This is a genomic window from Bacillus sp. TH22 (assembly GCF_016651015.1).
Taxonomy (GTDB): domain Bacteria; phylum Bacillota; class Bacilli; order Bacillales; family Bacillaceae_G; genus Bacillus_A; species Bacillus_A mycoides.
Genome location: NZ_JAEKER010000001.1, coordinates 3430770 through 3455089, shown reverse-complemented (window position 1 = coordinate 3455089; position 24320 = coordinate 3430770). Strand labels below are relative to the sequence as shown.

Here is a 24320-nt window from a genome sequence, read left to right as displayed (position 1 = left end):
AATTGGTCCCCCTTAAGGAGAAACAGATTCCAACATTCGATTTTTCGCATTCGAATATTGGAATCTGTTTCATTCAAAAGGAGATGAACACCCCTTTCGAATGAAACCTATCTACTTACAAATCTTAATTGACGTTGTTAATCCTATAATTACTCCCACACAAAGTGGTGTTGTTTCTGGTTGTACATCTGATGCCCCTTGAATCTCCGCCAATTCTTCTTCACTTAATTCATTTAACGCTTTCCCAGATGGGTGTTTCGGTAAATCTTTTAACTTCTCTCTTACTTGTGGATCTTTCCACGCCTCTACTAACTCTTCTTTTGTAAATTTGTATCCTTTTGACATTTCATTCATCCTCTCGTTTTGTTTTTTTATTTTTATTTACAAATCTTAATTGACGTTGTTAATCCTATAATTACTCCCACACAAAGTGGTGTTGTTTCTGGTTGTACATCTGATGCCCCTTGAATCTCCGCCAATTCTTCCTCACTTAATTCATTTAACGCTTTTCCTGATGGGTGTTTCGGTAAACCTTTTAACTTCTCTCTTACTTGTGGATCTTTCCACGCCTCTACTAACTCTTCTTTTGTAAATTTGTATCCTTTTGACATTTCATTCATCCTCTCGTTTTGTTTTTTATTTTTATTTACAAATCTTAATTGACGTTGTTAATCCTATAATTACTCCCACACAAAGTGGTGTTGTTTCTGGTTGTACATCTGATGCCCCTTGAATCTCCGCCAATTCTTCTTCACTTAATTCATTTAACGCTTTCCCAGATGGGTGTTTCGGTAAATCTTTTAACTTCTCTCTTACTTGTGGATCTTTCCACGCCTCTACTAACTCTTCTTTTGTAAATTTGTATCCTTTTGACATTTCATTCATCCTCTCGTTTTGTTTTTTTATTTTTATTTACAAATCTTAATTGACGTTGTTAATCCTATAATTACTCCCACACAAAGTGGTGTTGTTTCTGGTTGTACATCTGATGCCCCTTGAATCTCCGCCAATTCTTCCTCACTTAATTCATTTAACGCTTTTCCTGATGGGTGTTTCGGTAAATCTTTTAACTTCTCTCTTACTTGTGGATCTTTCCACGCCTCTACTAACTCTTCTTTTGTAAATTTGTATCCTTTTGACATTTCATTCATCCTCTCGTTTTGTTTTTTTATTTTTATTTACAAATCTTAATTGACGTTGTTAATCCTATAATTACTCCCACACAAAGTGGTGTTGTTTCTGGTTGTACATCTGATGCCCCTTGAATCTCCGCCAATTCTTCTTCACTTAATTCATTTAACGCTTTCCCAGATGGGTGTTTCGGTAAATCTTTTAACTTCTCTCTTACTTGTGGATCTTTCCACGCCTCTACTAACTCTTCTTTTGTAAATTTGTATCCTTTTGACATTTCATTCATCCTCTCGTTTTGTTTTTTTATTTTTATTTACAAATCTTAATTGACGTTGTTAATCCTATAATTACTCCCACACAAAGTGGTGTTGTTTCTGGTTGTACATCTGATGCCCCTTGAATCTCCGCCAATTCTTCCTCACTTAATTCATTTAACGCTTTTCCTGATGGGTGTTTCGGTAAATCTTTTAACTTCTCTCTTACTTGCGGATCTTTCCACGCCTCTACTAACTCTTCTTTTGTAAATTTGTATCCTTTTGACATTTCATTCATCCTCTCGTTTTGTTTTTTTATTTTTATTTACAAATCTTAATTGACGTTGCAGGTAAAACCGTTAACCTTACACACATCGGTGTTGTAGCTACTTGCACATCTGATGCTCCTTGGACTTCCGCTAACTCTTCCTCACTTAATTCGTTTAGTACTTTCCCTGATGGATGGTTCGGTAAACCCTTTGATTTCTCCCTTACTTGTGGGTCTTTCCACGCTTCTACTAATTCCTCTTTTGTAAATTTGAATTTCTTTACCATTTCATTCCTCCTCTTGTTTTTTCTATTTATTTATTTGTTTGTTTGTTGTTCTCTACAGTTATAAATTTACAAGATTCTAATTTTTTAGGTAACTTCGCAAAATTGCATATTTTTAACATTTTCAAAACAAAAAATTCCTAATCTACAAAATGTAAATTAGGAATTTCAGCTCTATATTCAACATTAAATAAACAATAATTGGCTAACGATAACATCAAAAAAGCCCTTTGCACATGGTATTTTTACTTACCACATACAAAGGGCTTCTGCACAAAATAATATTAAAGTTTATATAACGCGCCCAGAGGGATTCGAACCCCCGGCAGACGTGGTACCGGAAACCACCGCTCTATCCGACTGAGCTATGGGCGCATGATTATAAAAACACTTCATTTTCTTCTCATAATAATAGCAATAAAACCCATCTAAATCAATAAAAATATCCCATACTTCCTTTATACTCCATAGCAATATTTATATTAAACACATTCCTTCACCTTAATTTTCCAAACATAAATTCACCCAAACCCACAAATTATAATCTTTGAATTGATATTCCAAAGGGGGCTTCATTCAATGACTGTAATTACAAAACTAAAGCAAACTGTTTCTGGATTAAAAAGTGCACAAGCTAGTTTAGAGGGATTCGCTCTTGATACGGATAACCAACAAGCAAAGCAACTTTTCCAAACAGCTGCGCAGCAAACGCAAACAATTATCGATTCTTTAAACCCGCGTGTTGAAGAAGTCCAGCAAGAAGAACCACAATACACACAGCAATAATCAAAAGTGCCATTTCATCTAATGGTACACAATTTGAGAAAAAGGATGATATGCAATCATCCTTTTTCTCTCACATTACATACTGCAATAGAAATGGAATGATTATAATGCGAAAACTTGGAATCATAACCGCGTTATTTATGCTCCTATTCGGTTCACTTACCGGATGTGATAATAGCCCGTTAGATAAAAAAGTAAAGAAAGAAGAAGCTAAGCGAACAGATGAGAAAAAGGGCCCTAAGTTAACAAAAATGAGTACAGAATCCTTTAATCAATCTATATCGCAAGACTCTAAGAAAAAAGCTCTTGCTATGGAGGGAATTATAGAAGCTACCGCAGTTAATACAAATTTAGATCTTTACATAGCCATCAAACCTGAACATCACGAAAGATTTGGTTTAAAACCTTTACGAAGTAAATTAAAAAAGAAGCTAAGTGATGAAAACCCTACTTTCGATATTCGTGTAAGTACAGACAAAAAGATCTTTATGCTCATAGAAGAACTTGAAAACAAAATTAAGAAAAAGAAAGTGAGTAAGGATGGCATTAAAGAACAGTTAAAACTCATTCAATCAGAAATGGGATCTAATATTTAAGCTTTCTAAAAGAGAAGGAAGGATTCAAATGTCTAGTAAAGATAAAAATTTAACACCTGTACAACAAGAATATAAAAAATTCGAACAACAGCGCGAACCGAAGCGCCCCGTTTTAAAAAATTGTATAAAAGCTTTTTTCGTCGGGGGATTAATTTGTCTAATAGGCCAACTGATTTCCACCTTTTATATTACGTACTTTGATTTCACTGAAAGATCTGCCGGGAACCCTACTGTTGCAACTCTTATTTTTATCTCCATGCTACTGACGGGATTTGGCGTCTACGATCGCCTCGGACAATTTGCTGGTGCTGGTACCGCAGTTCCCGTTACTGGATTTGGTAACTCTGTTATTGCCGCGTGTATTGAACACCGTACAGAAGGGTTCGTTCTCGGCGTTGGTGGTAACATGTTTAAACTAGCAGGATCGGTCATCTTATTTGGCGTATTTTCCGCTTTCGTCATCGCACTTATTAAAACGATTCTCTTTCAATGGGGAGGGCTGTAAATGTTACAAGGACACCGAACATGGGTATTCGAAAACAAACCAGTTATCATCTCAACAGGTGTAGTCGGTGGCCCATTTGAGGCAAATGGAAAAATTCCTGAAGACTTCGATACCCTGCATGAAGATTTATGGCTCGGACAAGATTCTTACGAAAAGGCGCATAAAATTTTATTTGAAGAAGCTTGTAGCCGCGCTACCGAAAAGGCAAAGCTCCGTAAAGACGATATTCAATTCGTACTCGCAGGGGATTTAATTAACCAAATAACTCCAACGAGCTTTGCATGCCGCACACTCGGAACACCTTATCTCGGTTTATTCGGCGCCTGTTCTACCTCTATGGAAGGCTTAGCACTCGGCGCAAGTATCGTAAATGCAAAAGGCGCAAAGTATTTATTAACTGGGGCATCAAGTCATAACGCTGCGGTAGAAAAACAATTCCGCTATCCAACTGAATATGGCGGTCAAAAACCTCCTACGGCTCAGTGGACAGTGACCGGTGCAGGCGCGGCTATTTTAAGCGACACTGGATATGGTCCACAAGTAACATCGGCCACCATTGGACGAGTTATTGATATGGGACTAACAGATCCTTTTAATATGGGTGGTGCGATGGCCCCAGCTGCTGTCGATACGATTGAAGCTCATTTACGCGAACGACAAATTGACGCCTCTTATTACGACTTAATCGTAACAGGTGACCTTGGACATGTCGGTCGCGAAATCGCTTACGACCTACTACATAAACATGGAACAAAGGTAAAGAGCGAGCAATTTCAAGATTGCGGAATCATCATTTATAGAGAAGGTCAACCTGTCATAGCTGGTGGAAGTGGTCCAGGCTGTTCAGCAACAGTCGTATACGGACATTTATTAAACCGAATGAAAAGAGGAGAATTCAAAAAAATACTTGTCGTTGCGACAGGCGCTTTACTATCTCCACTTACATTCCAACAAGAAGAAACGATTCCGTGTATCGCTCACGCTGTTTCGATTGAATTTGGAGGTGCAACGCAATGATTTTTTTCTGGGCTTTCGTCATTGGTGGACTCATATGCGTAATCGGACAGCTTATGTTTGATGTCGGCAAACTAACCCCCGCTCATACGATGGCAACACTCGTTGTTGCTGGAGCTATATTAGATGGATTCAATCTGTATGAACCATTAATAGACTTTGCAGGCGCTGGCGCAACTGTACCTATTACAAGTTTCGGTAATGCCCTCGTTCATGGTGCGATGGAGGAAGCAGCCAAACATGGCATCGTCGGCGTTATTACCGGCATGTTTAAAGTAACGAGTGCTGGTGTATCAGCTGCCATTATTTTCGGCTTCATTGGAGCATTGCTATTCAAACCGAAAGGATAAGGTGTTCGTATGACAGTTATCGCTAGCGTTAAAACCTGCCTTGCCAGTGTAAGGGGCGCTCAAGCAAGTTTAAGCTCCCTTTCACTAAATTCACAGGACGCGGAATCAAAACGTGTATTTCATGAATGTATGTTAGAAATGGACAGCATCATCACCGATTTACAGAATAGAGTTTCAGTATTAGAACGTGAAGAACCTCAATATAAAGGGTTTTAAGTAGACTGGAGGAAATGACTATGTCTCACCTGCCGGAATGGACACTTGTCATTCTTCGCTCTGTATTCATATTAATTATTTTATTCGCTATTACGAAATGGTTAGGAAAAAGACAAATCTCTCAGCTCTCCTTTTTTGAATACATAGCCGGAATGACAATCGGTGACATCGCTGCCCAAGTATCTACAGGGCTTGATTCAAAATTTTTCCACGGCGTCTTTGCAATACTTATTTTTGCCTCGGTACCTTTTTTTGTAGGAATTCTTTCCTTAAAAAACAAAACTGCTAGAGATTTTTTTGAAGGAAAGTCTACAGTCTTAATAAAGGACGGCAAAGTACTTGAGGATAATTTAAAGAAAGAAAAATATACAAGTGATGAGTTACTTGAACTTCTTAGAGGAAATGGTGCATTCAGTATAGCTGAAGTCGAATTTGCTGTCTTAGAACCGAGCGGAGAATTAAATGTATTATTAAAGAAAGATTCTCAGCCACTTACAGCAAAAGACCTCGGATTAAAAGTGCCGAATGAGAAAGAACCGCAAACTGTTATTATGGATGGAAATGTACTAGATGAACCTCTTTCTGCTAGCGGGCATAATCGCGCTTGGTTACATTCTGAGCTAGAAAAACTCGGTGTTGTCATTGAAAATGTCTTTCTTGGTCAAGTTGATTCATACGGACAACTTACTATCGACATCTATAATGATAAACTCCAAATGCCTTCTCCTCAAAACAAGCCTTTACTATTGGCATCCTTAAAGAAATGCAATGCTGATCTTGAATTATTCTCTTTAGAAACAAAATCAAAATCAGCGAGTGATATGTATAGTAAAAACGCAAAACAAATCGAGAAAATCTTAAATAAAGTAACCTATCTGTTAAAAGAATAAAAAATGAAAGAACGCTTCTATACAAAAGGCGTTCTTTTGCCTTTCCCACACCATTAATCACGTTTAAATTTATGTAATTCGGTTATGATGTTGAAGATACATAAGCAGGGAATTTTAAAAACATAGCGAATAAATCATGATACAACTACATATTTTTTGATTTAAAGTGGTTTCGTTTGACCTTCATTGACCATAATTGTATTATAAGACTAAGAAAGCTTTTAAAGGAGGAAATAACAGATGAATTTAATTCCTACAGTAATTGAACAAACAAATCGTGGAGAACGCGCTTACGATATTTACTCTCGACTATTAAAGGATCGCATCATTATGCTTGGTAGCGCAATTGATGACAATGTAGCAAACTCAATCGTTTCCCAGCTTTTATTCTTGGAATCTCAAGATCCAGAAAAAGATATTCACATTTACATCAACAGCCCTGGTGGTTCTATCACAGCTGGTATGGCAATTTACGATACAATGCAGTTTATTAAACCACAAGTATCAACAATCTGTATCGGTATGGCTGCATCTATGGGTGCATTCTTACTTGCAGCAGGTGAAAAAGGAAAACGTTACGCACTTCCAAACAGTGAAGTTATGATTCACCAACCACTTGGCGGAGCACAAGGTCAAGCGACTGAAATCGAAATCGCTGCAAAACGTATCCTATTCTTACGTGAAAAATTAAACCAAATTCTTGCTGACCGCACAGGTCAACCACTTGAAGTTCTACAACGCGACACAGACCGCGACAACTTCATGACAGCAGAAAGAGCTCTAGAATACGGCTTAATCGATAAGATCTTTACAAATCGTTAATACTTAAAAGCGGAGGCGGCTCGTTTAGAACAGGAGGAAGTTGGAACCCCTGATTCCGAGGCGCCTTTTGCCTCGAATGAAGGGGTGAAACGACCGACTGTTCTAGCCGCCGGAGCTGGATACACTTAAAAGCGGAGGCGGCTCGTTTAGAACAGGAGGAAGTTGGAACCCCTGATTCCGAGGCGCCTTTTGCCTCGAATGTAAAAGCGAAACGACCGGAGATTCTAGCCACTGGAGCTGGATAGAATTAAAAGCGGCAGCGGCTCGTTCAGAATGAGAGGGGGATGGAGCTTCTGACAAAGAGGTGCTTTTTACCTCGACGGAAGAAGCGAAGCCACCGACCATTCTAGCCGCTGGAGCTGGATACATCTAAAAGCGGCAGCGGCTCGTTCAGAATGAGAGGGGGATGGAGCTTCTGACAAAGAGGTGCTTTTTACCTCGACGGAAGAAGCGAAGCCACCGACCATTCTAGCCGCTGGAGCTGGATACATCTAAAAGCGGAAGCGCCCTATTACAGGGCGCTTTTTATTATGTACAAGGGTATCACGCACCCCACAAACAGAAAAATAAAAAAAGCTATCGCACATTCGCGATAACCCTTTATTGTACATATGCAGTTAATGCTTCCAAAGCCTCTTCTGCATCTGAACCTTCTGTTGTGATTGTAATCATGCTACCAGTTCCGATCGCTAAGCTCATAATCCCCATTATGCTCTTTGCATTCACTGTCTTTCCATCTTTCTCGATGAAGATATCCGCATGAAAGCGATTTGCCTCTTGTACAAACAACGCAGCCGGACGTGCTTGTAAGCCGTTTTTTAATGCCACTTTAACCAGTTTTTGAACCACAGCTCCATTTCCCCTTTAACCTTTTATTTTTTTGCTACTGTTTCCCCCGCGCGTAATTTCTCTGCAATTTCATCGATTTTACGCAAACGATGATTAATACCCGATTTACTAATTTTCCCCCCGGATACCATCTCACCTAACTCTTTCAATGTTACATCTTGATAATCTCTTCGTAACTGTGCAATTTCTCTTAATTTATCTGGCAAAATATCAAGCCCAACCGTCTCATCAATATAGCGGATGTTCTCAATTTGCCTTAGCGCTGCACCAATTGTTTTATTTAAATTAGCTGTTTCGCAGTTAACTAAACGATTTACTGAATTACGCATATCGCGAACAATTCGAATATCTTCAAATCTTAAAAGTGCATTATGAGCACCTATAATATTTAAAAACTCTGTAATTTTTTCAGCTTCTTTCAAATACGTAATGTACCCTTTTCTTCTTTCCAACGTCTTACTATTTAAATCAAATCCGTTCATCAGTTCACATATAGAATCATTATGTTCCTTATATAACGAAAAGATCTCTAAATGATAAGATGATGTTTCTGGGTTATTTACTGAACCACCTGCTAAAAATGCACCGCGTAAATACGATCGTTTACAACATTTCTTCTCGATTAATTCCTGCGATATATTTCGAATAAACGAAAAGTCATCTCGAACAATGTGAAGATCTGCTAATATTTCGCGAGACTTCTCAACAAGCCGCACGATATATACATTATTTTTCTTCAATCGCATTTTTTTACGAACAAGTAATTCTACCGTCACATCATATCCTTTTTTCAAAAGCGTATAAATCCTTCTTGCAATTGCTGCATTTTCCGTTTGAATATCGATAGATAGGCGACGGTTTGAAAAAGAAAGCGATCCGTTCATTCGAAGCAACGCCGATAATTCTGATTTCTCGCAGCATTCCTTCATTTCAAGGTTGGTCAACTCTTTCTTTGTTTCTGATGCAAATGACACAGTCAACACCTCCTTATACTATTACTTTGGAACAAAAATCTTGTCCTATATGAATGAGGAGCGTTACCTCAAATGAGGCAACGCACATTTATAACAATGAATATAAAATAGAAGCTAACTTTAATGTATCATGTCTTACAACACGATCATCATATTTCGCTAATCGATCTTGGATGATTTCGATATTATGTTCAGCAAAACGATTTGTATCCAGTGCCACTGGTTCCGACATCTCTTCCTCATATAACTTACGTAATTCACGAGGAATATCACGATTATTTACAATCGCAGTGTCGATAAATGGTTTACCTAAATGATCATGTAACGCCTGCACATGATCAAACGCAGTATAACCCTTCGTTTCGCCCGCTTGCGTCATAACATTACATACATATACCTTCTTCGCTTTTGCAGCAAGAACAGCGTCTCCAATTTTGTTAACAACTAAATTCGGTAATATACTTGTGTACAGACTTCCTGGACCGAAAACAAGCAAATCAGCTCGTTTAATTTCCGTCAACGTTTCACATAACGGTTCTACATCTTCTGGAGTTAAAAAGACACGATTAATCTTCTTCCCGAAATGAGGAATCTTTGATTCACCTGTTACAATTTCTCCATCTTCTAATTCTGCATGAAGTACCGCACTTTGATTCGCTGCTGGTAATACACGTCCTCTGACATTTAATACTTTACTCGTTTCCGTAATCGCGTGATAAAAGTCTCCTGTAATCGAAGTCATACCTGCTAATAGTAAATTCCCTAACGCATGCCCTTTCAGTCCGTCTCCAGTTGTAAAACGGTGCTGAAATAAAGCTTCCACTAATGGTTCTACATCCGATAACGCAACAAGTACGTTACGAATATCACCTGGAGGTGGAATTTCTAGCTCATCACGTAGTCTACCTGAACTGCCTCCATCGTCGGCTACTGTTACAACTGCTGTAATATCAACAGGATATTGTTTTAATCCCCTTAATAAAACAGAAAGTCCAGTTCCACCTCCCATGATAACAATTTTAGGTTTTCTCTCTTTTTTCATCCCTTAATGGCCCTTTCTCTTCTCCACATCACGATGAGATACATGAACGCTATACTCTGGTTTCAAATGTTTCCCAAGGTACTCTGTAAGCGTAACAGAACGATGTTGCCCACCTGTACATCCAATCGCAATTACAAGTTGACTCTTACCTTCTCTTTTATAATGAGGCAGCATGAAAGTGATAAGATCCGTCAATTTCTCTAAAAACTTATGTGTTTCATTAAATTTCAACACATACGACGAAACTTCTTCATCCAGTCCTGTTAATGGCTTCATATGTGGAATATAATATGGATTTGGTAAAAAACGAACATCAAATACTAAATCAGCATCAATTGGAATTCCGTACTTAAATCCAAATGACATAACATTTACACGAAATGCTTGCTCAGTTTCTGTTGAGAATAAGTGAACAATTTTTTCTCGTAATTCTTTCGGTTTCAAATCAGATGTATCAAGCACAATATTCGCTCGTGCCTTCATATCAGTTAAGAGACCACGCTCAGCTTCAATTCCCTTTAACGGCAAGCCAGTTGGCGCAAGTGGATGCGAACGTCTCGTTTCTTTATAACGAGTTACAAGTGTGCTATCTTTCGCATCTAAAAATAAAATATGAGGAATAATCCATGTACGTTCTGATAAATCATCAAGCGCTCCCCATAAATATTCAAAAAACTCTCGGCCACGTAAATCAATACCGAGTGCCACTTTATTCATTTTACCTTTTGAATCTGCCATAAGTTCAATAAACTTCGGCAATAACATCGGTGGTAAATTATCTACACAAAAATATCCTAAATCTTCGAAACTTTGTAACGCTACCGTCTTTCCAGCTCCAGACATCCCTGTAATAATTACCATTTTTATATCATTATTCTCTGTCATCGTATCCTCTCCTTGCAGGTTTAACTCGGATCTAATCGATATGAAAGCAACTCAAAATCTGGGGTATATACAAATGTACCGTAGATTATACCATTCCCTTTAATTAAATAATCAATAATGTGATAATCCCCTGGTGCCATTGCTAAATCATCAATTTTATCAAATGTATGCCAACCAATGATGCCTTCTTCGCTCTCTAATTTGTTTTCTCCTGCAAAATCTGTTGCTAAAAAGGAGAACATCATCCATTCAGAAACAACTTTATCACCTTCTTGGATGACAAAAGTGAAGACCCCTTTTAATGCTGGATTCTTTAAATAAATACCTGTTTCTTCACGATACTCGCGAACAACGGAATCTCTTACTGTCTCACCACGCTCCATTTTCCCGCCCGGTGCAACCCACCAATTCCGGCGAGGTTTTTGGAGTAAGAGTACTTCATTATCTCTAATTAACACACAGTTTGTCACTCTTTGCATGTTTCTTCACCTCAGCTACTTGCAGCAAAATTTCTCACTGCATACTCATTTCATTATACTATCAAAAACAGTTTGCTACAACGAAGGTGCCAGTCCCCTTTCGTTAAGCAATTGTAAAAATTCTTTCTATAACAAGCAATCAAAATACCTTACTTCCCATGAATAGCACATAAAAATCCCCTTAACGATTTTTATCGTTAAGGGGATTAAAACACTTATTTCTTACCGAAATAAGTAACAACCGCAAATCCTAAAATAAAAGTAATAATTGAACTTACAATTGAAATTCCACCAGTCGGAATGCCAGGGAACACAATGACAATCGACCCGATAACGAGCCCAATAATTGCCGCAAATGTCATACTTTTATAACGATCTAACAAATAACTAATTCCTTTACTACTTACAACAAATCCGGCCATCACGCCGGCACCGATAACCACGATTAACGGTAAATTGAGTGTAGTTAAAGCGTTAATTGCTGTTGGATACACACCAATAATTAATAAAATAAACGATCCACTAATTCCAGGAAGAAGCATAGCCATACTAGCCATCCATCCTGCGAAAAATAAACCAATTGCATTTAAAATTGTTAACGTCGTAATCGGATCAGCTGCCTTATCTGGTTTAAAGAATGCTGTTATTGCAACAAGAATTGCTGCAATTATTAATAAGACAATATGACTACCTTTAAACGTTGCCTTTGCATCAGCTTCTCTCATTAACATCGGTAATATACTAATAATTAAACCGAGAAAGAAAAATTGAGTCGGTTCATAATGATTTGCTAATAAATATTTAATAACGTGACTTAACGTTAGAAAAGCTGCCGCTACACCAGCTGCAAGTGGGATTAAAAACGCTAAATGTTTTTTCCATTCACGACTAAAAAATCCGCTAATTGCTGCGAGCAATTGTTCATAAATTCCCAACATAACAGCGATTGTTCCGCCGCTCACACCAGGAATTAAATCACTAACGCCCATACAAAATCCACGATATATATTACGCCATTCCATACTGAATAAATTCCTCATTTCTTATAATGATTTTTCCCGTAAATTCTAGTATAACAATAAGAATCATTATATTCTTAATTGTTTTTGACAATAGTTTGACATTTGGACAAAAAAAGAAAGCCACCTATCGGTAGCTTTCTTCTCAAAAGGAAAAATAACCTTATTTTTCTGTTACAGTCTTTAGTTCCTCTACTAACTCTTCTATATAATGCTGTGCACTCTGCGCTGCAATACTACCATCGCCTGTTGCCGTTACAATTTGACGAAGCATTTTTTCACGAACATCACCAGCTGCGAAAATACCAGGAACTTTCGTTTCCATACGCTCGTTCGTTTCAACATAACCATTTTCATTTGTAATACCTAGCTCAACAAACGGTTTTGATAATGGTAACATACCGATGTATATGAAAACGCCGTCAGTTTTAACTTCTTGTTCTTCTCCGCTGTTTACATCTACAAGTGTTACGCTTCCCACTTTCCCATTTGCATCGTTAATTTCTTTTATAGTGTGATTCCAAATGAAATCTACTTTCTCATTTTGGAAAGCACGATCTTGTAAAATTTTCTGTGCACGAAGAGTGTCACGACGGTGAACAATCGTTACTTTTGATGCGAAGCGTGTTAAGAACACACCCTCTTCAACAGCAGAATCTCCGCCGCCAATAACAACAAGTTCTTTCCCTTTAAAGAATGCACCATCACATACTGCACAATATGATACACCGCGGCCGCCAAGTTCTGTTTCACCTGGCACACCAATTTTTTTATACTCTGCACCGCTTGCAACGATAATTGCACGTGCTTTATATTCTTTTTTACCAGCAATAATTGTTTTGTACTCTTTACCATCGATGATTGCTTTCACATCACCGTATGCATATTCAGCACCAAATTTCTTCGCATGCTCAAACATTTTATTTGATAAGTCTGGTCCTAAAATAGACTCATAACCTGGATAGTTCTCTACATCTTCTGTATTTGCCATTTGTCCACCTGGAATACCACGCTCAAGCATCAGTGTGCTTAAATTCGCACGAGATGTATATACCGCAGCTGTCATACCAGCTGGTCCTGCACCAATAATAATGACATCATAAATTTTTTCTTCTGACACACTATTCACTCCCATTCATACACATTAAGTTACCCTCATTATACTGTTAGCATCATTTTTTTCCCAATGATTTGCCTACCCTACGTGTGCGTGCGCTTAACAGCCTGCACATACTTTCGTACAGTCGCTACAGATACATTATATACATCACCAAGCTCTGCCTGTGTCATCTTATTTCTTTGTTCGCCGCGCACAATGTATTCAATTGCCGCTGACCAACCGTACACATTTGTAAAAGTCGCTCCAGATGTATATAAACGTATGAACGTGCAAAACCAAAAATTTAAACACTCTTCGATTAATTCATCGTCTTTTTTCGTATAATTGTATAATGCATCCGCGATTCGTACGCACTGTTCAAATTGCTGTAAATCAGCTGGGATGCTTTTATGACTATTAAGTAAAAAGAAATATTTTGCAAGTTGCGATACGATTGGAACACCATTTTTCGCTTGCGTTACATCAAAGAAGAATCCAACCTTCTCTGGTGTTGACAATTCATTCATTAAATATAAAGCTAGCATTTTCTCTTCTAGCGTCGTACTTTGCTGAAATGATTTTCGTAACTCTTCAAATAAAAGATTTTGTCCTTCATCTGCTAAATTCAGTGCATTCCACGGTTCTTTTCCTTTTTTATCAGGATGCAATTCTACAACATGTTGCCACATTTTTTCAGCTACTTGCTGTTCCTTCACCATATACGCAGAGTATGCAAACCAGTAATAAAAACTGACGTCTCCTTCATACCCTTGACGCTTTAATACTTTGAACCATTTATATGCAGGTTCAAAATGACCAATTGTTGCAAGCGTTGTTCCAAGTTTCAAACGATGCTCAAATGAAATTGGATATACCGAAACTAACTGCCCCGCTAATGACTCTACTTGCTTATGCTCTCCAATTGAATATAGAAAAATAAGCGTATTACAAAGCGCATGCATATTACCAGGATTTTTCTCTAAAATCATTTCTGTTAACTTAAGCGCTTGATCTACATTACCTGATTGAAAATGTGCAATCGCTAAATTATTATGTCCTGACCAAAATTCTGGATATTCTTTCGTAACAACTTCTAGTGTAGCAATCGCCTCTTCTAATTGTCCGTTACGAATGTAGCGGTTCGCTTCTTCTTGCATAACAATTAGCTCATCTTCATCCTCAATCTCTTCCGCACCCATTGCATCTTCTTCCATAATCTCAAGCAATTCTAATGTATCTTCTACAAATTCCTTCTCTTCCGCAACTTCTAAATATCGCTCTGCATACTTCTTCGCCTGTTGAAACAAGCCCATATATGCATAATTATTTGAAATAAAATAATAGCATTGCTCAAGTTCTGGATTGGATCTAACAAGCTTTAGAAATATCTGATTCGACTCTTGATATTCACCAGATTCAGATAATGCTATTGCTAGTTGGCATAAAATAAACGGCTCCTTCTCGCTTTGTGCTGCTCTTCGAAAATATTTAATTGCATCTTGCAATTTTTGCCCTTTATAAGCCCTCATCCCTTTTTTATAAAAGAAGTCCGCTAACTGATTAAAAGAGATAACTTGTCCGTTCTCCTTATATATTCTTTGATTTTTCCCCATATATCCTCCAGTTTTTTGTTTTCTTCGTTCACACATTCTTCTATCTATAAGTATAAACGATTCCGTAAAAAACAAAACAGTATATTATAATCAATTATTTCCTTTTTATTCATAAAAACAGAAGGGAAATGTTACATTTTTAACATCAACCTTCTCTAGTGGCCATTTCCTCTTTCGTATAAATAATACGCATCGGATTTCCGCCTACGAAAGCGCCGCCTGGTACATCTTTATGGACAAGTGTGCCTGCAGAAACGATAGCTCCATCTCCAATTGTCACACCTGGTAAAATTGTCGTATTCGCTCCAATCATAACTTCATTCCCTATGACGATTTCTCCGAGTCGATACTCACGAATTAAATATTCATGTGCTAAAAGCGTTGTATTATAGCCGATAATTGAATTGTCTCCCACAGTAATCTTTTCTGGAAACATAATATCTGGCATTACCATAAGTGCAAACGACGTTTTCTTTCCTACTTCCATCCGTAAAAACGTGCGATATAACCAATTCTTTACGGATAAAAATGGCGTGTAACGTGCGATTTGGATGATAATAAAGTTTTTCATTACCTTCCAAAAAGAAACTGTTTTATACACATTCCACAATGAATTTTCTCCTAAAACAGGATAGCGCGTTGTCCGTCGCACTGAACTCTCTCCTCTACTTATATAAAGTGACACTTTAACCGGCAGGAATCTTACTACCCGTTAATGCGGGACAAAATCGGTAGTAAATCACTCATTTTATCTAGCACATAATCTGGTTTATACGCTTCTAAATACGCTCTACCTTTCAATGTCCATGAAACCGCTACTGTTTTCGTACCTGCATTTTGTCCACCGACGATATCATGATGATTATCACCAACCATCAATGTTTCTTCTGGCTTTGCATCTAATAATTCGAGTGCTTTTTGAAGTGGTTCTGGATGTGGTTTCACATGTTCCACATCATCAATCGTCACGACAACATCAAAAAACTGATCAAGTTTCGAAAGCTTTAATCCCATTTCAACCGTCTGTCTCGCTTTCGTTGTAACGATGCCGATCTTATAACCTTGCTTCTTCAATTCTTGAACCGTTTCATATACAGTCTCATACTCTTCCACTAATTCATCATGATGCTCATGATTAAATTGACGATAACATGTAATCATCTCTTCAACCTTACTTGCATCAATTTTACTAAAAGTATCATGCAAAGATGGACCGATAAATGGCAATACATCTTCACGCTTATACTGATTAGAATAATAGTGATTTAACGTATGTAAAAAAGAAGAGATAATAAGTTCATTTGTATTAATTAACGTTCCATCTAAATCAAATAACACTGTATTTATTTTCATCGTCCTTAATCCTTTCATTACCTGAATATGAAAGAAGCAGCATCTTATATAAGATGCTACTTTTCTCTAATTTTCTAAATATCTTTTATCAGCTTGCCCCATTTTTCGTCTCACAATAATGAAAATGATAGAAATAACAACAATTCCAATAGACATTACTTGTGCAATACGAAGTGGTCCTAACATTAAACTATCTGTACGCAAACCTTCTACGAAGAAGCGGCCCACTGAATACCAAATTAAATATGTGAAGAATAATTCACCACGGCGTAAATTCACTTTTCGTAACGCGAGTAGTAAAATAACACCTGCAAAGTTCCATAATGATTCATATAAAAACGTTGGGTGATAATACACACCATCAATGTACATTTGATTAATAATGAAATCTGGTAAATGAAGACCTTCTAAGAACTGTCTCGTTACTTCATCACCATGCGCCTCTTGGTTCATAAAGTTTCCCCATCGGCCAATTGCTTGTCCTAGTAAAATACTTGGCGCTGCAATATCTGCTAACTTCCAAAATGAAAGCCCGCGTCGTTTCGCAAAAAGGATTCCTGTAATAACAGCCCCGATTAAACCACCATGAATCGCCAAACCACCTTGACGAATATTAATAATTTGACTCGGATTTTGCGAATAATATTCCCATTCAAAAATGACATAATACATTCTCGCAAAAAGAATGGCAATTGGTACTGCGATTAATACAAGGTCGATAAATGTATCTTTGTGAATACCAAGCCTTTCTCCCTCGCGAGTTGCTAGCCAAAGACCTAATAGCACACCTGTACCGATAATAACCCCATACCAATAAACAGGGAACGGCCCAAGTTGGACTGCTATACGGTCAAGCTGTGGTACAGAACCTAACAGCATATATATGACCTCCCTCTCCAGAGTCTACTCTTGATTTCCTAACTCAATCGCACTCATTAATCGTTCAGAGAACTGTTGTGCCGCATTGACTCCCATACGTTTTAATCTGAAGTTCATCGCTGCTACTTCAATAATAACAGCCAAGTTTCGACCAGGACGAACTGGAAGTGTAATCTTCGTAAGTTCTGTATCAATAATCTTCATCTTCTCTTCATCAAGACCTAAGCGATCATAATTTTTCTTTTGATCCCAAATTTCAAGATTAATAACAAGTGTAATACGTTTATAATTTCGTACTGCCCCTGCACCGAATAACGTCATTACGTTAATGATACCTAGACCACGAATTTCTAATAAGTGCTCAATTAAATCAGGTGAGCTCCCTACTAATGTATCTTCATCTTCTTGACGAATTTCTACGCTATCATCCGCAACAAGGCGGTGACCACGCTTTACAAGTTCAAGCGCTGTCTCACTTTTCCCGACACCACTTTGACCTGTAATTAAAACACCAACCCCATAAATATCTACTAACACGCCATGAACAGCTGTTGTTGGCGCTAACTTACCTTCTAAATAGTTTGTTAAACGACTTGATAATCTCGTCGTCGTTTGAGCAGAGCGTAATAAAGGCACGCCTGATTCACGTGATGCTTGTAATAACTCATCCGGTACATCTTGATTACGAGTTACAATAATACAAGGCGTCTCCTCAGTACAAAGCGCTTTCATTCTCTCTTGCTTTTGCTCTGTCGTTAACGTATCAAAGAACGTAAGCTCCGTTTTTCCAAGAAGCTGCACACGATCAGCTGGATAATATGTAAAAAATCCTGCCATTTCAATTCCAGGTCGCGATAAATCACTCGTATCAATCGGACGATGAATCCCTTCTTCACCACTTACTAACTCCAATTGAAATTGTTCAATTAAATCTTTTGTCCTTACTTTCGGCATATGTATAAACCTCCACTCCGCTGCGGGTTCAGTCTCATTTGATGTGAAATTCCATTCTATCGGATATTGTACCATTTTTTTCTGGAAACAAGAAACTCGGTTTCTAATAAATAGAAAAAAACATTTCATATGAATCATGAAATGTTTTTCTTTTTGTCATTTTCTCTTTTTTTCATGTAATGGTTCAACAATTACTTTTTCAATTATCATATTAAAAATAGAAATACAAATTGCCGCAACAATCGCTACACCAAATCCAGATATATTAAAGGCGTCCCCTAATAACGAATCCGTCATCTTTAACGTAATCGCATTAATAACAATTAAGAAGAAACCGAAAGTTACAAGAGTAATCGGTAGCGTAATTAAAATTAAAAGCGGCTTTACAAATACGTTTAAAATCGCCAATATAATACTCGCAATAATTGCAGTTTGTATATTTGCTATGTAAAATGCGTCTGGTGCAACCCCTTTTAAAAGTCCGGATACAGCGATTAACACAACGCTATTTACAAGAAGTGATACAATCCATCTCATTTCCTTACACATCCTTTTAACATATATATTTCATCATACGCTAATAGACAATAAACGCAAGTATCATACGAGCGCTTATATCAACTTATTCTACCCTTCATGCTTGTATACCTATTAACATTTCCTTGTAAAATAAGGTCCACACCATCTATGTTCATGAGTTTTCACAAAGGTCCAAGTGAAATTTTCATCTACAATATAGATATCGCCTTTATACGCATCGTCTGTCTCACGTAATATATCATCCATACGTAATAAACTCGCATCCTTTATTAGCAGTACTTCATCACAATGTTGAAAGAAGATGTAACACTCCTTTTTCATTTCATTATGAAACATATTCTCCGCTTCTTTACCTTCTAAACACTTTTTCTTTTCATAACTGAATATGTGCCACAAGTAACCACAGCTATATTTATCCCCATATAAATGAATCTCTTCTTTCTCTTCATAACTCAAATGATTCGCAAAGTTATCCTCCCAGCGTTTTCTAAAGTATACGCCCCACTTTTGAAATTCCCTTACCTTCATATTTTTCTTTCTCAATACCTCTATAAACTCCATTTTCTCCCCCGATGAAATAAAAACCGAGTGCAATTCCCACTCGGCTTTCATTAACAACTTATTGTGATAACTCTACTTCTTTTATTTTCTCTTTCATTCTTGCTTTATCACGATCTAAAATCTCTTTTAAATACTTACCTGTATAAGAGCGCTCTTCTTTCACTACTTGCTCTGGCGTTCCGGAAGCAACGATTTGTCCGCCTTTGTCTCCGCCTTCTGGTCCAAGGTCAATAATATAATCAGCTGTTTTAATAACATCTAAATTATGCTCAATTACAAGTACCGTCTCACCACTCTCAACAAGACGTTGCAACACTTCTAGAAGGCGTGCAATATCATGTGCATGTAAGCCAGTCGTTGGCTCATCTAAAATGTATAACGTACGCCCTGTAGAACGACGATGTAATTCAGAAGCTAATTTCACACGCTGCGCCTCACCACCTGATAACGTCGTAGCTGGTTGTCCTAATTTCATATAACCAAGCCCTACATCTACAAGCGTTTGAAGTTTACGCTTAATCTTCGGGATATTAGCAAAGAACTCTACCCCATCTTCAATTGTCATCCCTAACACTTCAGAAATATTCTTATCTTTATATTTCACTTCTAACGTTTCACGGTTGTAACGTTTACCGTGACAAACTTCACACGGAACATACACGTCTGGTAAGAAATGCATTTCGATTTTAATAATTCCATCACCACGGCACGCTTCACAACGGCCGCCTTTTACGTTAAAGCTGAAACGTCCTTTTTGATACCCACGTACTTTCGCTTCATTCGTGTGCGCAAATACATCACGAATATCATCAAATACGCCAGTGTATGTCGCCGGATTTGAACGTGGTGTACGCCCGATTGGTGATTGATCAATATCAATCACTTTATCTAACTGCTCAAGACCTTTAATTTCTTTATGAGCCCCTGGCTTCGCTTTCGCCTTATATAGCTTTTGAGCTAATGATTTGTATAGTACTTCATTAATTATCGTACTTTTTCCAGAGCCAGATACGCCTGTTACTGCTACAAATGTTCCTAGAGGGAATGACATTTTCGCATTCTTTAAGTTATTTTCTTTCGCACCGACAATCTCCACTTTACGTCCGTCACCTTTACGTCTTTCAAGTGGTACCGGAATAAACTCTTTACCGCTTAAATATTTACCAGTTAATGAATTCTCGTCTTGCATAACTTCAGCTGGTGTACCTGCTGATACAACTTGACCACCATGAATACCTGCACCAGGTCCGATATCAAGTAAATAATCAGCAGCCATCATCGTATCTTCATCATGCTCAACAACAATTAACGTATTTCCTAAATCACGCATTTCCTGCAATGTACGAATAAGACGATCATTATCACGCTGATGCAAACCAATAGAAGGCTCATCAAGAATGTAAAGTACGCCAGTAAGGCGAGAACCAATTTGTGTCGCTAAACGAATACGCTGCGCCTCACCACCTGATAAAGTTCCTGCGGCACGACTTAACGTTAAATAATCTAAACCGACGTTCACTAAGAACCCAACACGTTCCTGAATTTCTCTTAAAATTAAATGCGCAATTTTTTGTTGTTTCTCAGTTAGCTCAACATTCGAGAAGAATTCCTGTACTTCTTGAACAGAATATTTCGTTACATCGGCAATCGTTTTATCACCAACGAAAACAGCTAAACTCTCAGGCTTTAAGCGTCCACCTTTACACTTCGGACAAGCTTGCTCTGCCATATATTTCTCCATTTGCTCACGAACATAATCAGAACTCGTCTCACGATAACGACGCTCAATATTCGGAATAACACCTTCAAATAAAATCTCATTTTCCTTTACTTGACCAAATTCATTCACATAGCGGAAATAAAGCTTCTCTTCCCCGCTTCCGTACAGCACTTTATCAAATAAATCCTTCGGTATATCTTTCACCGGCATATCCATATCGATGCCGTAATGATTACACACAGATTTTAATAATTGCGGGTAATATTGTGAACTTGTCGGTTCCCAAGGAGCAATCGCATGTTCATTTAATGATACATCCCAGTTCGGAATAACAAGTTCTAAATCTACCTCTAACTTCGATCCAAGACCATCACAAGAAGGACACGCGCCGAACGGACTATTAAACGAGAACATACGCGGCTCTAATTCTCCGATTGAAAAACCACAATGTGGACAAGCATGATGTTCACTAAATAGAAGTTCTTCCTCTCCCATTACATCGATTAAAACTCGGCCCCCGCCAAGCTTTAAAGCACTTTCTAGTGAATCTGCAAGTCGGCTTGCAATTCCTTCTTTCACAACAATACGGTCAATAACAACTTCAATTGAATGCTTCTTATTTTTTTCTAAAGTAATCTCTTCCGATACATCCAGCATCTCTCCATCAACGCGCACACGAACATAACCTTGCTTCTTAATATCTTCTAATACTTTCGCATGCGCACCTTTACGCCCTGACACGATAGGCGCTAGCACTTGCAACTTCGTACGTTCAGGATATTCAAGAACACGGTCTACCATCTGTTCCACTGTTTGTGATGTAATTTCAATTCCATGATTCGGACAAATCGGCGTACCAATTCGTGCAAATAATAAACGTAAATAATCATAAATCTCCGTTACCGTTCCAACCGTTGAACGAGGATTACGACTCGTCGTTTTTTGATCAATTGAAATCGCTGGAGATAAACCTTCAATCATATCAACATCCGGCTTATCCATTTGCCCTAAAAACTGGCGCGCATACGCAGATAAAGATTCCACGTATCTACGCTGCCCTTCTGCATAAATCGTATCGAATGCTAACGATGATTTCCCCGAACCAGACAATCCCGTCACAACAACAAGCTGATTTCTCGGAATGGTTACGTCAATATTTTTTAAATTATGCGCTCTAGCACCTTTTACAACAATAAAATCTTTACTCACTCTTTTCACCCTTCCGCTTTTAATTCTAATAGTAAATCTCTTAATTCAGCTGCACGCTCGAAATCTAATGCCTTTGCTGCTTCTTTCATCTCTGCTTCCATCTTCGCAATTGTATTTTCACGTTCTTTTTTCGTCATCTTCTTAGCTGGTGTTGCTTCATATATTTCCGTATCCTCAGCTGCTGTTGTCGCACGAATAACGTCACGTACTCCTTTTTGAATCGTTTTCGGCGTAATACCATGCTTTTCATTGTAAGCTTCTTGTATACTACGACGACGCTGTGTTTCTTCAATTGCAATTCCCATTGATCTCGTTATGCGATCTGCGTACATAATAACGCGGCCGTTTGCATTACGCGCCGCACGACCAATTGTTTGAATTAATGAACGCTCTGAACGTAGGAACCCTTCCTTATCAGCATCTAAAATAGCTACAAGTGATACTTCTGGAATATCTAATCCTTCTCGTAATAAGTTAATACCGACAAGTACATCAAACTTACCAAGGCGAAGATCACGGATAATTTCAATACGCTCTAATGTTTTAATTTCAGAGTGAAGATAATTCACTTTAATTCCTACATCTTTTAAATAGTCCGTTAAATCCTCTGACATTTTCTTCGTTAAAGTCGTAATTAATACACGTTCATTTTTCGCAATCCGGTCATGGATTTCTCCTAATAAATCATCTATTTGTCCTTCAATTGGTCGTATATCAATTGGTGGATCTAAAAGCCCTGTTGGACGAATAATTTGTTCTATTGCTTTCGGTGACTGCTCTAACTCGTACGGTCCTGGCGTTGCCGAAACGTAAATAACTTGATTCGTTTTCTCTTCAAACTCATCAAACGTGAGCGGTCTATTATCTAAAGCTGATGGCAGACGGAATCCATGATCAACAAGCACTTGCTTACGTGCTTGGTCCCCGTTATACATCGCTCTTACTTGCGGAACCGATACGTGCGACTCATCCATAACGATTAAGAAATCCTTTGGAAAATAATCTAAAAGCGTATACGGCGTTGAACCTGCTGGACGAAGTGTTAAATGACGGGAATAGTTTTCAATCCCTGAACAAAAGCCCATCTCGCGCATCATTTCTAAATCATAACGCGTTCGTTGTTCTATGCGCTGCGCCTCTAACAACTTACCGTTATCATTTAATTCTTTTAAACGCTCTTCTAATTCTTTTTCGATATTTTCAATAGCGACCTTCAGCTTTTCTTCACGTGTAACGAAGTGAGATGCCGGGAAGATTGCTACATGATCACGTTCTGCTAATACTTCACCCGTTAATGCATTTACTTCTCGAATACGATCTATTTCATCCCCAAAAAATTCAATTCGAATACAATGCTCATCAAGTGATGCGGGGAAGATTTCAACTACATCTCCACGCACACGGAATGTACCACGCTTAAAATCAATATCATTACGTCCATACTGTACATCAACAAGTTCACGAAGCAATTGATTGCGGTCCTTTTCCATACCAACTCGAAGCGAAACAACTAACTCGCGGTATTCTTCCGGAGAACCTAAACCGTATATGCACGAAACACTCGCAACGATAATAACATCATCTCGTTCAAATAAGGAAGACGTTGCCGAGTGGCGTAATTTATCAATTTCATCGTTAATTTGCGCATCTTTTTCAATAAACGTATCCGTATGTGGTACGTACGCTTCCGGCTGATAATAATCGTAATAACTAACAAAATACTCCACAGAATTGTTAGGAAAGAAATCTTTCAGCTCACTATATAACTGTCCTGCTAACGTTTTATTATGAGCCATTACAAGTGTTGGTTTCTGCACTTCTTTAATGACATTTGAAATCGTAAATGTCTTACCCGTTCCTGTCGCTCCAAGCAACACTTGCTTTTTCTTTCCACTATTAATTCCCTCTACAAGCTTCTCTATCGCTCCCGGCTGATCACCTTGCGGGGAATACTCTGAGATAATTTCAAATGGATGTTCCAACTAAAAACCGACCTCCTCATAAAAATCTGTATTATTATTTTACCAC

31 protein-coding genes and 1 tRNA gene are annotated in these 24320 nt (G+C 38.0%); 8 read left to right on the top strand and 24 right to left on the bottom strand.

What is annotated here, in order from left to right:
- Positions 1-111: 111 nt before the first annotated feature.
- The 8 genes from JFU18_RS17465 to JFU18_RS17430 form a co-directional block, all read right to left on the bottom strand.
- Positions 112-345, bottom strand: a complete 234-nt coding sequence (locus JFU18_RS17465) for a mersacidin family lantibiotic (protein ID WP_000033704.1) — start codon at positions 343-345, stop codon at positions 112-114.
- 32 nt (positions 346-377) lie between these two features.
- Positions 378-611 (bottom strand): mersacidin family lantibiotic, encoded by a 234-nt coding sequence (locus JFU18_RS17460; RefSeq protein ID WP_201050322.1) that lies wholly within the window; start codon positions 609-611, stop codon positions 378-380.
- Between the two features lie 31 nt (positions 612-642).
- Positions 643-876, bottom strand: coding sequence for a mersacidin family lantibiotic (locus tag JFU18_RS17455; protein ID WP_000033704.1), 234 nt, complete (start codon positions 874-876; stop codon positions 643-645).
- A 32-nt stretch (positions 877-908) separates the two neighbouring features.
- On the bottom strand, positions 909-1142 hold the full coding sequence (locus JFU18_RS17450) for a mersacidin family lantibiotic (RefSeq protein ID WP_000033704.1): 234 nt from the start codon (positions 1140-1142) through the stop codon (positions 909-911).
- Between the two features lie 32 nt (positions 1143-1174).
- Positions 1175-1408 carry a mersacidin family lantibiotic gene (locus JFU18_RS17445; RefSeq protein WP_000033704.1) on the bottom strand — a complete coding sequence of 78 codons (234 nt, stop codon included), beginning with the start codon at positions 1406-1408 and terminating at the stop codon, positions 1175-1177.
- Positions 1409-1440: 32 nt separating this feature from the next.
- Positions 1441-1674 carry a mersacidin family lantibiotic gene (locus JFU18_RS17440; RefSeq protein WP_000033704.1) on the bottom strand — a complete coding sequence of 78 codons (234 nt, stop codon included), beginning with the start codon at positions 1672-1674 and terminating at the stop codon, positions 1441-1443.
- Positions 1675-1706: 32 nt separating this feature from the next.
- A complete protein-coding gene (locus JFU18_RS17435) occupies positions 1707-1940 on the bottom strand; it encodes a mersacidin/lichenicidin family type 2 lantibiotic (RefSeq protein WP_201032102.1) in 234 nt (77 codons plus the stop codon).
- A 296-nt stretch (positions 1941-2236) separates the two neighbouring features.
- Positions 2237-2312: transfer RNA gene (locus JFU18_RS17430), tRNA-Arg, on the bottom strand.
- A 204-nt stretch (positions 2313-2516) separates the two neighbouring features.
- On the opposite strand from JFU18_RS17430, the gene JFU18_RS17425 reads away from it, so the two are divergent.
- The 8 genes from JFU18_RS17425 (at position 2517) to clpP (ending at position 7116) form a co-directional block, all read left to right on the top strand.
- Entirely contained in the window at positions 2517-2723 is a 207-nt protein-coding gene (locus JFU18_RS17425; protein ID WP_000216167.1) for a DUF1657 domain-containing protein, read from the top strand.
- 107 nt (positions 2724-2830) lie between these two features.
- Complete coding sequence (locus JFU18_RS17420) at positions 2831-3319, top strand: YhcN/YlaJ family sporulation lipoprotein (protein ID WP_085312774.1); 489 nt, start codon at positions 2831-2833, stop codon at positions 3317-3319.
- Positions 3320-3347: 28 nt separating this feature from the next.
- Positions 3348-3824 (top strand): stage V sporulation protein AC, encoded by a 477-nt coding sequence (gene spoVAC, locus JFU18_RS17415; RefSeq protein WP_002034730.1) that lies wholly within the window; start codon positions 3348-3350, stop codon positions 3822-3824.
- The gene (spoVAD, locus tag JFU18_RS17410) at positions 3825-4841 is read left to right on the top strand and encodes a stage V sporulation protein AD (protein ID WP_000938981.1); all 1017 of its coding nucleotides are present in this window, start codon (positions 3825-3827) and stop codon (positions 4839-4841) included.
- Positions 4838-5188 carry a stage V sporulation protein AE gene (gene spoVAE, locus JFU18_RS17405; RefSeq protein WP_000575919.1) on the top strand — a complete coding sequence of 117 codons (351 nt, stop codon included), beginning with the start codon at positions 4838-4840 and terminating at the stop codon, positions 5186-5188. The genes spoVAD and spoVAE overlap by 4 nt, the downstream gene beginning before the upstream one ends.
- A 9-nt stretch (positions 5189-5197) precedes the next feature.
- Positions 5198-5404: a DUF1657 domain-containing protein gene (locus JFU18_RS17400; protein WP_002034728.1), complete on the top strand. Its 207-nt coding sequence runs from the start codon at positions 5198-5200 to the stop codon at positions 5402-5404.
- Between the two features lie 20 nt (positions 5405-5424).
- Positions 5425-6294, top strand: a complete 870-nt coding sequence (locus JFU18_RS17395) for a DUF421 domain-containing protein (protein WP_201032103.1) — start codon at positions 5425-5427, stop codon at positions 6292-6294.
- A 240-nt stretch (positions 6295-6534) separates the two neighbouring features.
- The gene (clpP, locus tag JFU18_RS17390) at positions 6535-7116 is read left to right on the top strand and encodes an ATP-dependent Clp endopeptidase proteolytic subunit ClpP (protein ID WP_001049163.1); all 582 of its coding nucleotides are present in this window, start codon (positions 6535-6537) and stop codon (positions 7114-7116) included.
- A 600-nt stretch (positions 7117-7716) separates the two neighbouring features.
- Here the strand turns inward: clpP and JFU18_RS17385 are convergent.
- The 16 genes from JFU18_RS17385 to uvrB form a co-directional block, all read right to left on the bottom strand.
- Positions 7717-7965 (bottom strand): HPr family phosphocarrier protein, encoded by a 249-nt coding sequence (locus JFU18_RS17385; RefSeq protein WP_002016081.1) that lies wholly within the window; start codon positions 7963-7965, stop codon positions 7717-7719.
- A gap of 23 nt (positions 7966-7988) precedes the next feature.
- Complete coding sequence (gene whiA / locus JFU18_RS17380) at positions 7989-8939, bottom strand: DNA-binding protein WhiA (protein ID WP_002016082.1); 951 nt, start codon at positions 8937-8939, stop codon at positions 7989-7991.
- A gap of 88 nt (positions 8940-9027) precedes the next feature.
- A complete protein-coding gene (locus JFU18_RS17375; RefSeq protein ID WP_002016083.1) occupies positions 9028-9981 on the bottom strand; it encodes a gluconeogenesis factor YvcK family protein in 954 nt (317 codons plus the stop codon).
- A 3-nt stretch (positions 9982-9984) separates the two neighbouring features.
- Complete coding sequence (gene rapZ, locus JFU18_RS17370; RefSeq protein WP_002016084.1) at positions 9985-10866, bottom strand: RNase adapter RapZ; 882 nt, start codon at positions 10864-10866, stop codon at positions 9985-9987.
- Between the two features lie 20 nt (positions 10867-10886).
- On the bottom strand, positions 10887-11345 hold the full coding sequence (locus JFU18_RS17365) for an NUDIX hydrolase (protein ID WP_001190080.1): 459 nt from the start codon (positions 11343-11345) through the stop codon (positions 10887-10889).
- Between the two features lie 215 nt (positions 11346-11560).
- Positions 11561-12367 (bottom strand): DUF368 domain-containing protein, encoded by an 807-nt coding sequence (locus JFU18_RS17360; RefSeq protein WP_201034497.1) that lies wholly within the window; start codon positions 12365-12367, stop codon positions 11561-11563.
- Between the two features lie 160 nt (positions 12368-12527).
- Positions 12528-13484, bottom strand: coding sequence for a thioredoxin-disulfide reductase (gene trxB / locus JFU18_RS17355; RefSeq protein WP_002089563.1), 957 nt, complete (start codon positions 13482-13484; stop codon positions 12528-12530).
- 80 nt (positions 13485-13564) lie between these two features.
- Complete coding sequence (locus tag JFU18_RS17350) at positions 13565-15076, bottom strand: tetratricopeptide repeat protein (RefSeq protein WP_002129890.1); 1512 nt, start codon at positions 15074-15076, stop codon at positions 13565-13567.
- A 145-nt stretch (positions 15077-15221) separates the two neighbouring features.
- Positions 15222-15728 carry an acyltransferase gene (locus tag JFU18_RS17345; protein WP_201034498.1) on the bottom strand — a complete coding sequence of 169 codons (507 nt, stop codon included), beginning with the start codon at positions 15726-15728 and terminating at the stop codon, positions 15222-15224.
- Positions 15729-15781: 53 nt separating this feature from the next.
- Positions 15782-16429 carry a pyrophosphatase PpaX gene (gene ppaX, locus JFU18_RS17340; RefSeq protein ID WP_002112826.1) on the bottom strand — a complete coding sequence of 216 codons (648 nt, stop codon included), beginning with the start codon at positions 16427-16429 and terminating at the stop codon, positions 15782-15784.
- Between the two features lie 66 nt (positions 16430-16495).
- The gene (gene lgt / locus JFU18_RS17335) at positions 16496-17308 is read right to left on the bottom strand and encodes a prolipoprotein diacylglyceryl transferase (RefSeq protein ID WP_002034719.1); all 813 of its coding nucleotides are present in this window, start codon (positions 17306-17308) and stop codon (positions 16496-16498) included.
- Between the two features lie 24 nt (positions 17309-17332).
- Positions 17333-18262: an HPr(Ser) kinase/phosphatase gene (gene hprK, locus JFU18_RS17330; RefSeq protein WP_002016091.1), complete on the bottom strand. Its 930-nt coding sequence runs from the start codon at positions 18260-18262 to the stop codon at positions 17333-17335.
- A gap of 156 nt (positions 18263-18418) precedes the next feature.
- Positions 18419-18799 carry a phage holin family protein gene (locus tag JFU18_RS17325; protein WP_002089574.1) on the bottom strand — a complete coding sequence of 127 codons (381 nt, stop codon included), beginning with the start codon at positions 18797-18799 and terminating at the stop codon, positions 18419-18421.
- 114 nt (positions 18800-18913) lie between these two features.
- A complete protein-coding gene (locus JFU18_RS17320; RefSeq protein WP_002139156.1) occupies positions 18914-19363 on the bottom strand; it encodes a DUF4275 family protein in 450 nt (149 codons plus the stop codon).
- A gap of 58 nt (positions 19364-19421) precedes the next feature.
- The gene (gene uvrA, locus JFU18_RS17315; RefSeq protein ID WP_201032104.1) at positions 19422-22292 is read right to left on the bottom strand and encodes an excinuclease ABC subunit UvrA; all 2871 of its coding nucleotides are present in this window, start codon (positions 22290-22292) and stop codon (positions 19422-19424) included.
- A gap of 5 nt (positions 22293-22297) precedes the next feature.
- The gene (gene uvrB, locus JFU18_RS17310; protein WP_201032105.1) at positions 22298-24274 is read right to left on the bottom strand and encodes an excinuclease ABC subunit B; all 1977 of its coding nucleotides are present in this window, start codon (positions 24272-24274) and stop codon (positions 22298-22300) included.
- Positions 24275-24320: the final 46 nt, after the last annotated feature.